Annotated in this window: 12 protein-coding genes and 1 pseudogene; 6 read left to right on the forward strand and 7 right to left on the reverse strand. The window is 56.8% G+C overall.

Annotated features, from left to right (window positions below):
• Nucleotides 1–57 precede the first annotated feature (57 nt).
• Nucleotides 58–1,170, forward strand: a complete 1,113-nt coding sequence (locus QEP11_RS14440) for a 3-deoxy-7-phosphoheptulonate synthase (RefSeq protein WP_284337354.1) — start codon at nucleotides 58–60, stop codon at nucleotides 1,168–1,170.
• Nucleotides 1,171–1,241: 71 nt separating this feature from the next.
• Here the strand turns inward: QEP11_RS14440 and QEP11_RS14445 are convergent, their stop codons facing one another.
• Both QEP11_RS14445 and QEP11_RS14450 read right to left on the reverse strand, forming a co-directional pair.
• Nucleotides 1,242–1,901 (reverse strand): hemerythrin domain-containing protein, encoded by a 660-nt coding sequence (locus QEP11_RS14445; RefSeq protein ID WP_284337355.1) that lies wholly within the window; start codon nucleotides 1,899–1,901, stop codon nucleotides 1,242–1,244.
• A 110-nt stretch (nucleotides 1,902–2,011) separates the two neighbouring features.
• Complete coding sequence (locus tag QEP11_RS14450) at nucleotides 2,012–3,010, reverse strand: isopenicillin N synthase family dioxygenase (protein WP_284337356.1); 999 nt, start codon at nucleotides 3,008–3,010, stop codon at nucleotides 2,012–2,014.
• Nucleotides 3,011–3,432: 422 nt separating this feature from the next.
• On the opposite strand from QEP11_RS14450, the pseudogene QEP11_RS14455 reads away from it, so the two are divergent.
• From QEP11_RS14455 to sugE, 3 genes and pseudogenes are all read left to right on the forward strand, one after another.
• A pseudogene (locus tag QEP11_RS14455) lies at nucleotides 3,433–4,463 on the forward strand (ABC transporter substrate-binding protein).
• On the forward strand, nucleotides 4,460–4,981 hold the full coding sequence (locus QEP11_RS14460; RefSeq protein ID WP_284337357.1) for a nucleoside deaminase: 522 nt from the start codon (nucleotides 4,460–4,462) through the stop codon (nucleotides 4,979–4,981). The pseudogene QEP11_RS14455 and the gene QEP11_RS14460 overlap by 4 nt, the downstream one beginning before the upstream one ends.
• A gap of 209 nt (nucleotides 4,982–5,190) precedes the next feature.
• Nucleotides 5,191–5,511 carry a quaternary ammonium compound efflux SMR transporter SugE gene (gene sugE, locus QEP11_RS14465; protein ID WP_284337358.1) on the forward strand — a complete coding sequence of 107 codons (321 nt, stop codon included), beginning with the start codon at nucleotides 5,191–5,193 and terminating at the stop codon, nucleotides 5,509–5,511.
• A gap of 11 nt (nucleotides 5,512–5,522) precedes the next feature.
• Here sugE and QEP11_RS14470 read toward each other — a convergent pair whose 3' ends face one another.
• On the reverse strand, nucleotides 5,523–5,843 hold the full coding sequence (locus tag QEP11_RS14470) for a heavy metal-binding domain-containing protein (RefSeq protein WP_284337359.1): 321 nt from the start codon (nucleotides 5,841–5,843) through the stop codon (nucleotides 5,523–5,525).
• Between the two features lie 1,025 nt (nucleotides 5,844–6,868).
• Between QEP11_RS14470 and QEP11_RS14475 the strand changes: the two genes are divergently transcribed.
• Complete coding sequence (locus tag QEP11_RS14475; RefSeq protein WP_284337360.1) at nucleotides 6,869–7,507, forward strand: response regulator; 639 nt, start codon at nucleotides 6,869–6,871, stop codon at nucleotides 7,505–7,507.
• 206 nt (nucleotides 7,508–7,713) lie between these two features.
• Here the strand turns inward: QEP11_RS14475 and QEP11_RS14480 are convergent, their stop codons facing one another.
• The 4 genes from QEP11_RS14480 to QEP11_RS14495 all read right to left on the reverse strand — a co-directional run bounded on the left by QEP11_RS14480 (nucleotide 7,714) and on the right by QEP11_RS14495 (nucleotide 12,502).
• The gene (locus QEP11_RS14480) at nucleotides 7,714–8,820 is read right to left on the reverse strand and encodes an acyltransferase family protein (protein ID WP_284337361.1); all 1,107 of its coding nucleotides are present in this window, start codon (nucleotides 8,818–8,820) and stop codon (nucleotides 7,714–7,716) included.
• Between the two features lie 185 nt (nucleotides 8,821–9,005).
• Nucleotides 9,006–9,311 carry a hypothetical protein gene (locus tag QEP11_RS14485; protein ID WP_284337362.1) on the reverse strand — a complete coding sequence of 102 codons (306 nt, stop codon included), beginning with the start codon at nucleotides 9,309–9,311 and terminating at the stop codon, nucleotides 9,006–9,008.
• Between the two features lie 177 nt (nucleotides 9,312–9,488).
• Nucleotides 9,489–9,764 (reverse strand): hypothetical protein, encoded by a 276-nt coding sequence (locus tag QEP11_RS14490; RefSeq protein WP_284337363.1) that lies wholly within the window; start codon nucleotides 9,762–9,764, stop codon nucleotides 9,489–9,491.
• Between the two features lie 89 nt (nucleotides 9,765–9,853).
• On the reverse strand, nucleotides 9,854–12,502 hold the full coding sequence (locus tag QEP11_RS14495; RefSeq protein ID WP_284337364.1) for a hybrid sensor histidine kinase/response regulator: 2,649 nt from the start codon (nucleotides 12,500–12,502) through the stop codon (nucleotides 9,854–9,856).
• Nucleotides 12,503–12,718: 216 nt separating this feature from the next.
• Here QEP11_RS14495 and QEP11_RS14500 point away from each other — a divergent pair, with 216 nt between their 5' ends.
• Complete coding sequence (locus tag QEP11_RS14500) at nucleotides 12,719–14,035, forward strand: dicarboxylate/amino acid:cation symporter (RefSeq protein ID WP_284337365.1); 1,317 nt, start codon at nucleotides 12,719–12,721, stop codon at nucleotides 14,033–14,035.
• Nucleotides 14,036–14,066: the final 31 nt, after the last annotated feature.

Here is a 14,066-nt window from a genome sequence, read left to right on the forward strand (position 1 = left end):
GGGGATGGAGTGTGCTTGGTCATGGCAGCTTTTCGCTGACCCGGCGACAATGGCGGGATGACCATCTCCACATCCACTTTTACCAAGCCCACGACCTTGTCCACGCTCGACACGACCCGCATTGACGACACCCGAATCAAGGCCGTCCGCCCTTTGTTGACTCCTGCCCTTTTGCAGGAATGGTTGCCCGCGAGTACACAGGCCCAGGCCTTGGTGGAAAGCAGTCGCCAAGCCATATCACGTGTCTTGCATGGCCAGGATGACCGCTTGATTGTGGTGGTGGGGCCATGCTCCATCCACGACCATGCCCAAGCCATGGAGTATGCGCGTCAGCTCAAGGTGCAGGCTGATGCGCTGTCGCAAGATCTGTTGGTGGTCATGCGTGTGTACTTTGAAAAGCCGCGTACCACCGTGGGCTGGAAGGGGTATATCAACGACCCTTATCGGGATGGCAGCTTCAATGTGAACGAAGGGCTGAAGCTGGCGCGTCAACTGTTGCTGGACGTGCTGGATCTGGGATTGCCCGCAGGCACAGAGTTTCTGGATTTGCTCTCGCCACAGTTCATCAGTGATCTGGTCAGCTGGGGCGCCATCGGTGCGCGCACCACCGAAAGCCAGAGCCATCGCCAACTGGCCAGTGGCTTGTCCTGTCCGGTGGGCTTCAAGAACGGCACTGATGGTGGCGTGAAAGTGGCTTGCGATGCCATCCTGGCGGCGCAGTCATCGCATGCTTTCATGGGCATGACCAAGATGGGACAAAGCGCCATTTTTGAAACCCGTGGCAATCAGGATTGCCATGTGATATTGCGCGGTGGAAAGCAACCCAACTATGCGGCGGCTGATGTGCAAGCTGCGTCGGAGCTGCTGGAAAAAACCGGTTTGCGTCCGCAAGTGATGATTGATTTCTCCCATGCCAACAGCAGCAAGCAGCATCGTCGTCAGATTGATGTGGCCGCCGATGTGGCAGCGCAAATTGCGGGAGGTGATGCACGGATCACGGGCGTGATGATCGAGAGCCACCTGAACGAAGGTCGCCAGGACATTGTGGATGGACAAACGCTGCAGCATGGTGTGTCGCTCACCGATGCCTGCATCAGCATGGAGCAGACCATCCCTGTGCTGCAACATCTAGCCGCCGCCGTGCGTGCACGCCGCAACGTGAAGCGCTAGTCGCTGAAAAAAGAAAAGCCGCATGCAGAAGTGAGCTGCATGCGGCTTTTTTGTGCCAGAGATTTTTAAATTTATTGTTTGAGTTTAATTTTTTTCTCAATTTTAGTGTTCGCTTTTTCTTCTTTTTTACGTCGATTGAAAACTTGTTTCATATAACGCACATCACTGGGTGAGAGTTGCTTTTGCGCTGCGACGAATTGCTCTTGCTCCTCTTCGCGAATGTGGTGCAGGTATTCATCACGCAAGGCTGTAAAACGGCGCATCCATGCTGGGGATGCCATGTCGCGTGCAGCCAGATCGGCCAGCATGTCATCGATCTCTTTATGCTCGCTGACCGCGTGGCGTGCATCATCCGTGGTCGCAGGATTGCGCATCACCGTGGACCACAGCGCTTGCTCTTCAGCGGCAGCATGACTTTTCAGCTCCAGCGTGAGTTCATGAAAGAGCTTTTCACGGTCTGGTGATTTGGCTGAGGTGTCGCACACCATGGCCAGCAGGGCGCGATGGCGATCATGGTCCTGCACGAGACGTCCAAAGATGTCGGGGTCACCGCGGAACTGGGTGGCTGGCGTACTGCCGATATTTGCAGCGACATCTGGCGCCAAGGCTTTGGCTTTTGCAATAGCGGCACGTTTGGCTTCCATGGGTTTGCTGGCTTTTGCCAAAGCTTTGGTGCGTGGTGCAGGCGCTGTCTTTGGGGTGGCTTTGCTACGTGGTGTAGAAGTTGGCATGGCGTCTTGTTTTCAAGTTGCAACAGCCCATGTTGTAGCCAAGGTTGCCATCCACCGAGGGTGGGAAGAGGAGGTGCAGCCCTGTAGGAAAGGGCTGCACGCAGCCGTGCTCAATACTTGTTGGAAAAGTTGGCGCTGATGCGCTGCTTCAGATATTCGGCAGCGGTGATATCAGGGTATTGGCCGCCTGGGCTGGAGATCAGCACATCCTCATCAGCTTGGCAAAAGAACGCCAAGCTGTAGCGCGCGCCCTGGTATTCATGGGGGGCAGGGTTTTTGACACGGTGGAAGTTGGAGGGCAGGCGATCATCACTCCAGCGCATCAACATATCGCCGATATTGCAGGTAATCACCCCCTCGGCTGGCTCGACCGGGGTCCACGCCCGGCCTTCCATGTCTTTTCCAGGAAGCACCTGCAGACCACCCTGACCAGGACGCTGGAACAGCAGCGTCAGGCAATCGTAGTCGGTATGAGCGCCAGCACGCCAGATGCCTTTGGGAGTGTCGGGCGTCTGGGCAAAGTAATGCAGCATGCGCAGTGTGCTTTGGTAGTGTGGGCTGGAAGGGTTGTGGGCGCGTGTGAAAAAGTCGCTGGCAAACCCGAGCTTGTCGGCAAAGCATGAAAGCACTTGCATGCCTACCTTCCAGCACTGTGCTTCAAAGTCCAGCACAGCAGCTTGAAAGCCTGGCAGACTGTTCTCGCTGGGCCATTTGCCCTGCAGGCGGGGGCGTGTGATTTGGTAGGACTCTTTCTGATCGGCTGTTCCGGTAGAGGGGCGGATTTGCGACAAGCTTTCCCAGCCGGCATTGCGTGACAGAGGCCATTGCGCTTTGCGTTCTGGCGATTGGGCGAAAAAGGCTTCTGACAGTTCGAAAGCTTTTTGCACCGTCTCTGTGCTGATGCCATGGTTGTAGATTTGAAAGAAGCCGATTTCAGTGGCTGCGCTCCAGAGCTGCTCGGTGATTTCTGCTTTGCGCTTCGCGAAGTCGGACATATCAATGCGGCGGATTTCGCGTTGCACCGTGGTGCCTTCGCTGCCCATGGTGGATTCTTTGCGCAGTTCTTCCAGTGCGTATGCGAGAGTGTTGTTGGCGGGTGTGGTCGGCATATGCGGACTTCCTGTATGCATGAGGTTGGAACCTGCTGAAAGTCGGCGAGTGCACAAGTGTGGTGCATCAGCGCAGACCTTCAGGCCTGGCGTGCTGCAGGTTGCAGCACGTGCTGAGCAATTTCCGGCCTCGACCACGCAGCCAAGGGTGAACGCTTCTACTCGTGCGCCCAATGCGATGCCAGAACCGTGCCAGTTTGGTAATTGGATGTCTGGCAAGTTCATGGCACCGTGCTGGCACAGGATGTGCATGCGCCTTCTGTGAGTAGAAGCGTTCAGCGCATGTATGACTCGCTGGTCATGCCGCCCGGAAATTGCTCAGCCCCCAGCGCCTGCAAGATGGCTTTGGACGGGGTGGGCCCAGGCTGCGTCCACACGCTCCATCGTGCTGAGCAGGCAAGCAACAATGAAGGAGTTTTGCCATGCAACGCCGCCAATTTTTGCGCACCGTCTCATCCTTGTCTGCTGCCGCCGTTCTGCCCGCTACAGTCTGGGCGCAGTCCAGCACCAAAGCGCTGACTCCCGTGAAATTCACCCTGGACTTCAAGGTCACCAGCCAGACTTCGCCTTTTTTCCTGGCAGCCTCCAAGGGGTATTTCGCGGAGGAAGGCCTGGATGTGCAAATCGATGTGGGTGCGGGCTCGGTAGCCTCCATCACGCGTGTGGCCTCGGGGGCCTACGATTTGGGCCTTGGAGATATCAGCTCGTTGATTGAGGCACATGCCAATGGCGCTATGCCGGTGCGGGCGGTCTACCAGTACTACAACCGTGCGCCGTTCACCATCATCGGACGCAAAGACAAAGGCATCACCACCCGCTGGGAGAGCTTGAAAGGCAAGAAGGTGGCCGCCGCCGCAGTGGAGGCAACACGCCGCTGCGGGCCGATGGTGGCTGAACAGCAAAAATTCGACGAGCCCTTCTTTCAGTGGGTCACCACCGACTTCAGTGCGCGTGACAATGTGATGGTTCGTGGCGATGTGGATGCCGCCACATATTTCCACGATTCGGCCATCACCTTGCTGATGCGCATGCCTGAGGAGCAACTGAGTGTGCTGAGTTACGCCGATGCTGGCGTGCACCTGTATGGCAATGCGGTGCTGGCGAGTCAGAAAATGATGGCTGAAAAGCCCGATGTGGTGCGTGCTTTCCTGCGGGCAACCCGCGTGCGTTGCAGGAGACTTTGACCAATCCTGAGGCTGCGCTGGCAGCTGTGCGTGCGCGCGAGCCGATGCTGCGCGCAGACCAAGAAAGCGCTCGCTGGGCGATCACACGCACGTATCTGGCAACAGCAGAAACTGCGCGTTTAGGCTTGGGGCGTGTGGACATGCAGGTGCTGCAAGCGCAGATCCATCAAGTGCGCAAAACGTTTGCGCTGAAACATGCGCCAGCTATATCGACGGTGTGGAACCAAGGCTTCTTGCCGGAACTGGTCACCACCGGGAGTGCCGCATGATCGGGTCAGCGGGTTTGCCCAGCGGGTGGATACAAGAACAGGCAGTGGATGAGCGCGATGGCATGTACCTGCGCCAGGCGATTGCGCTGTCGTGCACAGCACGTGAGCGGGGGAACAGGCCTTTTGGCTCATTGATTGTGGGCTTCGATGGTGAGGTTTTGGGGCAGGGCTGGAACAGCAATGCGGAGACAGGCGACTGCACGGCGCATGCGGAGGTGCAGGCGATCCGGGACGCTTGTCAGCGCCACGGCAGGGACGTGATGGAGCATGCCACCCTCTATGCCTCGGGAGAGCCCTGTGTCATGTGTGCTGGCGCAATTTTCTGGGCCAATATCCGGCGTGTGGTGTATGGCATCGACGACCAGCGTTTGCGTGTCTTTCGCGGTGAACGACTGGATCAACGTGATGTTGAATGGTCTTGCCGAGATGTGTTTCGTGCAGCGCCGTTCCCTATAGATTGCATAGGGCCTGCGTTGATCGAGGAAGCGCGTGCGCCGCACCTTGGGGCCTGGAAGTGAGCTGGCCAGCGCCATTAGCTTGTCAAGCTGTGGCGCAGAAACCACCCAAGCACTTCTGGGCCGCTCATGCTGCGTTGTGAGCTCTGTGGACTCATTACCTACAATGGTGCGATTCTTGCAGTGCAACGCTGCCCAGCCCGGGACGACCTGGGCTGGTAATTTTCCAAGAGGGACGGCCCGCATTGAATTTCAAATGCAAGGAGTCTCTTATGGCTTGGCTTTTTCTCGTTGTGGCAGGTCTGCTGGAAGTGGTGTGGGCATACACCATGAAGCAGTCGCATGGCTTCTCACGCCTCACACCCAGCATCATCACCATCGTGGCAATGATTGCCAGCTTCGGCTTGCTTTCAATGTCCATGCGCACCCTCCCTCTGGGCACGGCTTACACCATCTGGACCGGTATCGGTGCAGTGGGCGCGTTCGTGGTGGGTATCACTGTGCTGGGTGAGCAGGTGTCGGTGATGCGAATTGGCGCGGCTGTACTTATCGTCAGTGGCTTGATATTGATGAAGCTGTCTTCTGTGGACTGATGGAGCGACGGTCATCTGACAATGACTGCCGTTCCGCTGGCTGAGACCATCAACATGCTGTGTGTGGTTCCCAGAATCTCGTAGTCCAGATCCACTCCTACCACCGCATTGGCGCCAATTCTGGTGGCGTGGGCCTGTAGCTCGGTCAATGCCACTTCCCGTGCTTTTTGCAACTCTTTCTCGTTCGATCCTGACCGCCCGCCTGTCAGATAGCGGATGCCGGCAAACATGTCCTTGAATACATCTGTACTCAAGATGACTTCGCCTGCAACCACACCGCAATACTTGGTGATGGTCTTGCCCTCTACGCTCGGAGTGGTTGTGACGATCATGGTCTGCCTCCTGGAAGGTTTGAAGCATGCTCCACGGAAGCGGTAGATCGGCGCTGTAGGAGTGGCGCCTGAAAACATGCGCAAGCGCGCTTTTTTACACGAATGGTTTCATATTTGCGCTTGTGTCCACTCCTATCTTCACGAGGCTCTTATGTGCTGCATTGATATCCGCAACTTTGCGCCAAGTATTCGCATTCATGTCACACGACGGCAGCCTGTTGAGCCGGATCAAGGACCTCAGCCCATGCCGCCAGGCGAAATGCCTCCTCAATAGGCACTATTTTTTCGCCAGATTGTCATACGCGAAGAGACTTTTCTCCTGCCAAACGCCACGCAGGAGAGGGGCCGGATTGGCGCTGGGTGATCGCTCTTTGGTCCCAATTTTGAATGCTCTGGCTCGCTATGTTTTTATGAGGCTGCCCGAGTATGCTGGCGAGCTATTTGATGCACATCCAGTGCTGCTATGTGGCTATTGCCCTTTTTTGCCACATGGGTTTTGTGCATGGCAATTCAAGCCTTGTCCAGTTACTGCATGGAGTGTCGTACAGACAAAGGGACGATGTCTCTCGGCGTGATGCCGCGTAGTTTCTGGGGCTGAGGGGCTTCATCCACAGCGTGAACGTACGGTGGCGCGGGTTCAGTTGAGCAAATCGCATCGGGATGTGCAAAAAATATGCATGTGGTTTATACTTACGTCTACGGGTTATCACTTAGAGGTTAACGCGTAGTTGTGAGACAGTTGAGATGCATGTCCACAACCCATTAGTTAGGCATCTCGTACACAGAAAGAACTGTCATGCGTCAAGCCATCAACTCCCTGATCGAATTCATCCAAGAAGCACGCGCTGCACATCTGGATATCGCGAACCAGTAATCTGGTGTTGATTGCAGCCAATGCGGGCTGCCTAAATAAACGTATATGAAGTGCCCTCCAGCAATGGCTGCAGGGCATTTTTGTTTGCGCTTGCGCATTGACTTTGCGTGTGTGGGCAGCAGCTATGCACAGAGCATGGCAGACTTGCTCCATGTCAGAATCCACCTTGCTTGTTGCGGACGACCATCCGCTATTTCGCGCAGCCGTGCTGCATGTACTGCGCGAGCGTTTTGCACAATACAAAACGCTGGAAGCAGCCAGCGCGGCTACGGTGAGCAGCACCTTGCAGGAGCACCCCGACGTGGAGTTGGTGTTGCTGGATCTGACCATGCCTGGTGCCCGAGGTTTCTCCACCTTGCTGCATGTGCGCGGAGAGTATCCTGAAATTCCAGTGATCATCATTTCATCAAATGATCAACCACGTGTCATCCGCCGCGCTCAGCAGTTTGGTGCGGCAGGTTTCATCCCCAAGTCAGCACCTGCGGAAGATATTGCCAGCGCCATCGATGCGGTGCTGGACGGTGGAAGCTGGTTTCCTCCAATGGCAGCCGAGCGCTCGGAAGCGGATGCTGATCTGGCTGCACGCTTGGCGCAACTGACGCCTCAGCAGTTTCGCGTGCTGCTTTGCCTGGCGGATGGCCTGCTCAACAAACAGATTGCCCACGAACTGGGCCTGGCCGAGAACACGGTCAAGGTGCATGTCACCGCCATATTGAAAAAGCTGGAATGCTACTCACGCACGCAAGCTGCGGTCCTGGTCAAAAGTCTCGAAAACGACAACGAGATTTGAATGCAATGCCTGTGCGCCTCCGAGCGCACTGTTGAAAATTACTTTTCGATAGCGCAGTTTGTGTCGAACGAGGCAGTGATCGCTCTCAAGCGTTGCTTTCAAGTTGCTGCAAAGCACTAAAAAGAACGATGCACATGAGCAAGTGACTTGCTGCTCAGTCTATGCGCATGCGGCTGAAGATAAAGGTGTGCTCAGCGAATCTGGATCTAGATCTGTTGTAGCCATAAGGCCATAAGGCCGGTCGAGAGCACGCCCAAATGCCAGCGACGCAGGCGTTGCCAAGTGGCGCTGGCACGCTCCGTCCATTCATACAACACAGCGCCCGCAGCAATGGATAGAAGTACCGCCACCAGCATTCCGATACTGTTGGCTGCAACGCTATTTGGCCATTGGGAATGGACTTCTGCATTCACCAGCAAACTCATGGGAAAGTGAATCAGAAAAATGGAGTACGAGCGCTGGCCTATCCATGTCAGCGGTGCAATTTGCGCATGGCGCAAACTTTCAGGCCAGCGTAAATTGCCAGCAATGGCCAGCACCAAAGCGCTTATGAGAGCCAAGGCAATGCGGTCACGCCAGGCCACGCTCAGTGCGATGATGCCAAAGGTCGCAATTGCCACGATCCAGAGGGTACGCTGTGCACGGTCTTCGCTGTGTGTGGCCCACCAAGCCATCATGCCAAGGCCATAGGCACCTAAGAAATACAAGAACCACACGTCCAAATCGGGGTCGAGGTTCCATACCCATAGCGATGCAGCAGTGGCCAGCGCAATGCCCGCTTGGCCCCAGCCTGTCCACCGAGTTTGCTGCTTGCACAGCCATAGCCACAACAGGCACAGCACATACAGCTGAAAATCAATGGCGACATACCAGACACCCGCAGAGATGGACTCAAAATCGGCAATGCTGTGCAAAAGCAGCAAGTGCGCTATGACACTGGACCAAGTTGGTGTGTCTGATACCGATTCGTGCTGAAAGCCCAGGCCGCGTACTGTCTCGTTAACCACAATCGCCATCAGCAATGCGGCGCTGTAGGGCAGGCTCAATCGCACAAATCGCTTGTTCAATGCGGGCCAGAATTGCGGGTGCTTGCCCACCCCCTGTGGGGCCAGAGCCGCGGCAGCAAAGTAGCCTCCCAGTACCAGAAAGACCTGTACTGCCATGCGTCCGTACTCGTCCAGCCATTGCAGCAGCCCAGGCAATACAGGGCGCAGCATATCGGCCATTGGGCCGTAAAAAGCAAGGTGGTGACACACGATCACAAGGCATGCCACAGCCTTGACCTGGTCGAGGGTTGTATTACGGGTGTTCATGAAGCGCGCAAAAGGTATCTCTATCCAACGACTCAGTGATACCGAGCGCTGACAGAGTGGCGCTGCTTTTGGTCACAAAACGCAAATTGGCCGCCAGGTTTGGATAAACAGGGGCTGCTCAACCCAGCATCAGCCGTGTGCCATGGCTTCGATCCTATGCGGATAGGGTGAAGCACAACGCAGTACTAAGGATGCGCAGGATGAGTGCCCAAAGCTTGCTCCACCAGCTGTACAGCTGTTGGCAGCGGCAGACGGGTAGATCGGCTCTCAGGGATCAGTCCGAGGCAACGCAAATGGCGGTTGCAGATGAACCATATTTCATCGCGGTCGTTGGAGAAAATGAAATAGGCATCCGATGTTTCTGAGGGGTTGAAGAGCCCCATGGCGCGATAGGCCGTATTCAGGCTGAAGCCACTTTCTAGAGGCAAGGGTTTGGGGCCATGGGGCAATTGCTCCACGCGCAGGTACATTCCTGGCTCCAGGCTCAGCATACACAGCACTCCAATGTTGGCTCTTGTGGCACGAATAGGAACAAAGACAAGTGATGCCTGATTGTTTGCTGGGCTCTGACCGCAGTGCATCGGATGCGGCAAGCATGTCTTTGTCGGGCGAGCTGTTGCCGCCGTGTCAGGAGGGGCTGACACGCCAGCGCTGCGCAGCGCCGGAGTTCAGGCGCGATACTGCGTGCTCAGAATCCACCACGCCAACCCGCCGACCAGCAAGGCCAGCACGATGGGGATGGCGTTCAGAGCGGCGAGCCAGATGTTCCACTGTGCGCTGGCACTCTGGCGTGCTCGCTGCCAGGCGATGATGCCTGTGACAAGCGCTGCCGGAGAAAACACCAGTGCGGGCAAGATGAGAAACATCAGCGGTAAAGTGAGAAAAGACAGAGACAGCGAGATCCAGCGCATGTGGCAGGCTTGTGGTTGTTGGTGACTTGGCATGATAGAGGTGCAGGCGCTCGTAGCGCAGCCAGCCCGTCATAGGCCATTGCCATGAGGTGCTGGCTGGATGATGAACCTGCCGGGCTTGCTTAGTCCTCGCGAATCCGTAGCAGTGTCTGACTCATCAGGGCGCGTAGCGCAGGGGGGCGCACAGGTTTGGCCAAAAAGCCCCAGCCTCGCTCCGCAGCCTGTCGGCGCAGGGATGCATCACGCTCGGCCGTTACCAAAATGACGGGTGGGGTCTGTTCCCAGCGCTCGCACAGCTGTGCATAGAGATCAGGGCCATAGAGGTTGTTACCCAAATGCACGTCCAGCAGCACCAACTGCGGCACCTGTTGCGCGTTGGCAAGTGCCAGCGCATCATGCGGGCCACCCGCGTAAGGGACGGCACAGCCCCAACGCTCCAGCAAAGCCTGCGTGGCTGCACAGGTTTGCGGATCGTCGTCGATATACCAGGCCACACCGCCTTGCAAGGGTGCATCATCGAGCTGTACAGGGGCGCTGGGGCGCTCGGCGGGTTGCAGGCTCTGGGCATCGCCCAGTGGCACTTCCACCCAAAAAACGCTGCCTTTGCCCAGCGTGGAGCGCAGGCCCACTTCATGCCCAAGCAATTTGCCCAAACGCTCGACAATTGCCAGCCCCAGGCCTGTACCGCGGTCATCCGCGTGGCCTTCATCAAGGCGTCGGAATTCCTCAAAAATTTCCTGCTGCAAGCTCTCCGGAATACCCGGGCCCTGGTCATGCACCTCAATGCGCACGCGGCTGCCTTTGCGGCGGCAGCCTACCAGGATGTGTCCCTTGCGCGTGTAGCGGATGGCGTTGGAGACAAAGTTCTGCAAGATGCGGCGCAGCAGCGCTTCGTCGCTGCGCACCACGTAGCTGCTGGCGCGAGTGCGTAGCTTGAGCCCTTCATTCTCGGCCAGCATGGCAAAGTTGTTATGCACCACGTGCAGCAGAGAGTCGAGTGCAAAGTCGCGCACGTGCACTTCCAGTTGCCCCGACTCCATGCGTGCAATATCAAGCATGCTGGTGAGGATGGCGTCCTGGGAAGCCAGCGCTGCTTCGATGCTGTCGACCACATGACGTCCTGCGTCGTCGTGTACATGGCTGGGCAGCAAGCTGGTGAACATGCGCGCGGCATTGAGCGGTTGCAGCAGGTCGTGCACGGCAGCATTCACAAACCGGGTCTTGTAGCGGTTGGCCTGCTCTGCGTCTTGACGGGCGGCATCCAGATCACGTGTGCGCTCGGCCACACGTTGCTCCAGCGCGTCGGCCAGTGAACGCAATTCGCGGGCCGCATTTTTGTAGCTGGTGATGTCGGCATAGCTGGTGACAAAGCCTCCATCAGGCAATGGATTGCCGCGAATCTCCAGCACTGTGCCGTCCCCTTTCTCGCTTTCATGCAGATGGGGTTTGCCGCTGCGCAAATGGCGCAGACGTCGTTGAATGGCTTCTTCCAGAGGTGCGTTGCCAAGCAGGCCACGTTTGGCGTTGAAGCGCAGCAGGCTTTCAATCGGGGCGCCAACCCGCAGCATTTCCGGCGGGTAGCGGAACAAAGCGATATAGCGAGAGTTCCAGGCCACAAGATTCATATTGGCATCGATGATGACCACCCCCTGGGGCAGGTGTTCGAGGCTGCGTGACAGGCCGGTATCAGCTTGCTGGGCCGCTTGCACCAGGCCGTCCTGGGCGGTACGCAACTCCTGGGCGTGCTGCTTGAGCACGGTCTCAAGCTCTTGGCGGCTGCGCAGACGCAGGCGGTTGATGCGTTGTCTTTGGCGCACAAACAGCACCAGCAATCCTCCTGCCAGCCATAAGCCGGCCGCCGCCGCAGCAGCCCACCAACTGGTGGTGGCGCTGGAGCGGGTGTCATGCAGCAGATGCATCTTCCAATTGCTGTTGGGCAATTCCACGCTTTGCAGCAGCATGTTGCGCGGAAGTTCAGGGTCTTTGACCGTGACCAGTCGGCTACCGTTTTCCAGTGTTTTGCGGACTTTGAAGTGCAATGGTGTGAGTGATTCCGACTGGTACTGGCGTGTGGCTGCCAGCTCGGCCTTGGCCTGCTCGCTCAAAGGGTGCAGCAAGCGGTAGCGCCACGATGCGCGGCTGGTCAGAAAAGTCACGCCGTAGGCATCCGAAACTACAACGATGTCACTGGTGCTCGGCCATTGGCGTTCCAGCTCATGCAGCGCAATCTTGATGGCGATCAGTCCGATGATCTTGTCGTGGTTGTCGTAAATGGCTTGGGAAAGAAAATAGCCAGGCTGTCCGGTGGTGGTGCCAATGCCATAGAAGCGGCCACTGCCGTTGGACAGAGCGTCCTGCACATAAGGCCGGTAACTGTAGTTTTCGCCCACGTTGTTGCGTGGCTCGCGCCAGTTGCTGGCTGCCACGGCAATGCCGTTCAGGTCGATCAGTGTCAGCGTGGAGGATTGGCTGGCTCCGTTTGCACGCTCCAGCTTCCGGTTGAGATAGTCCACATCATAGTGATTGAGTGGACGCTGCAGCGCAGCACGCAATTCAGGGTCCAGGGAGAGCACTTCGGGAAGCGTGCGGTAGCGGTCCACGCGCTGTGTCAGTGCCTGGGCGCGTACCGAGAGTTGGCGCTCGAATATTTCGCTCTCGTTGATCAGCGCTTGCCGCCATGTCAGCCAGCCCACGGCAAGCATGCTCAACAGCATGCCGATGATGAGGATGGCAACAGTCCAGATGGGGCGACGGCGAAGGTGGGCGAACATGCTGCAAGTGTGCCCCGGATCACCAGTGCGTGCCTGTCTTGTTGCTTGTTGTGTGGTCCCGCGAATTCGTATTTCTACGTATAAAACAGCTATTTCCCTTAGGTGGTGCAGGCAACTAATACCAATAGGTTATCGGCATTTGGACAGCCCAGCAGTACAAACCCGGCAGTCGCACTTTCGTGGTGCATTTGTGTTTGGATTTCCGAAAGATTCTGTATGCATGCCGTCCAAGCCGAGGCAATAGCCAAGCTCAAACTTCCTTTCTATCGCCAGTTGTACTTTCAAGTGGTGGTGGCCATTGTTGCCGGTGTGCTGCTGGGCTACTACGAGCCTGCTTACGGCGCGGCGATGAAGCCATTTGGCGATGCATTCATCAAACTTATCAAGATGATCATTGCGCCGGTGATCTTCTTGACCATCGTGACCGGCATTGCGGGCATGACGCAGTTGAGCACCGTGGGCCGTGTGTTTGGCAAGGCCATGGCCTACTTTCTGACTTTTTCGACCCTGGCATTGGTTGTAGGTCTGGTGGTTGCCAACGTGGTGCAGCCCGGCGCAGGCATGAACGTCAATCCTGCAGAGCTGGATCAAGGTGCGGTGAGTGGCTATGTGGCCAAAACCCATGACATGACCTTGACCAACTTCTTGCTGGATGTCATTCCCAAAACCCTGATCAGTCCATTTGTGGGCGACAACATCCTGCAAGTGTTGCTGGTAGCAGTGCTGTTCGGTGTTTCGCTGGCCATGGTGGGTGAAGCGGGCAAACCTGTGCTCAATTTCTTTGAAGCGCTGACCAAGCCTGTGTTCAAGCTGGTGAGCATCATCATGAAGGCGGCTCCCATCGGTGCTTTTGGTGCCATGGCGTACACCATCGGCAAGTTTGGCTTGGGCTCCCTGCTGAACCTGGCAGAGCTGGTGCTGGCGTTCTATCTGACGTCTTTCCTGTTCGTGGTGGTGATTCTGGGAGCTGTGGCTCGCGCTTGCGGCTTTTCAGTCATCAAGCTGATCCGTTACCTCAAAGAAGAGCTGTTGCTGGTGCTGGGCACTTCGTCGTCGGAATCGGCACTGCCTTCTTTGATGGAAAAGATGGAGAAAGCTGGTTGCAAGAAGTCGGTGGTGGGGCTGGTCGTACCAACGGGCTACTCCTTCAACCTGGATGGCACCAACATCTATATGACACTTGCGGCTTTGTTCATTGCGCAAGCTACCAATACTGATTTGACGCTGGGTCACCAAATCATGCTGCTGCTGGTGGCTATGCTGTCGTCCAAGGGCGCTGCAGGTGTGGCAGGCGCAGGCTTTATCACCCTGGCTGCAACGCTGGCAGTGGTGCCCGAAGTGCCAGTTGCCGGTATGGCGTTGATTTTGGGCGTGGACCGCTTCATGTCAGAGTGCCGCTCGCTGACCAACTTCATTGGTAATGCCGTGGCGACCGTGGTGGTTTCGCGCTGGGAAAAGGGCGTGGATATGGACCGCCTGCATGCAGCACTGGACGGACAACCTTTGCCTGCAATTGCCCAGGCCAATGCCTGATATCTTTTGATATTTGTATTTCCCGCTCGAT

The organism is Comamonas halotolerans (genome assembly GCF_030162935.1).
Taxonomy (GTDB): domain Bacteria; phylum Pseudomonadota; class Gammaproteobacteria; order Burkholderiales; family Burkholderiaceae_C; genus Comamonas; species Comamonas halotolerans.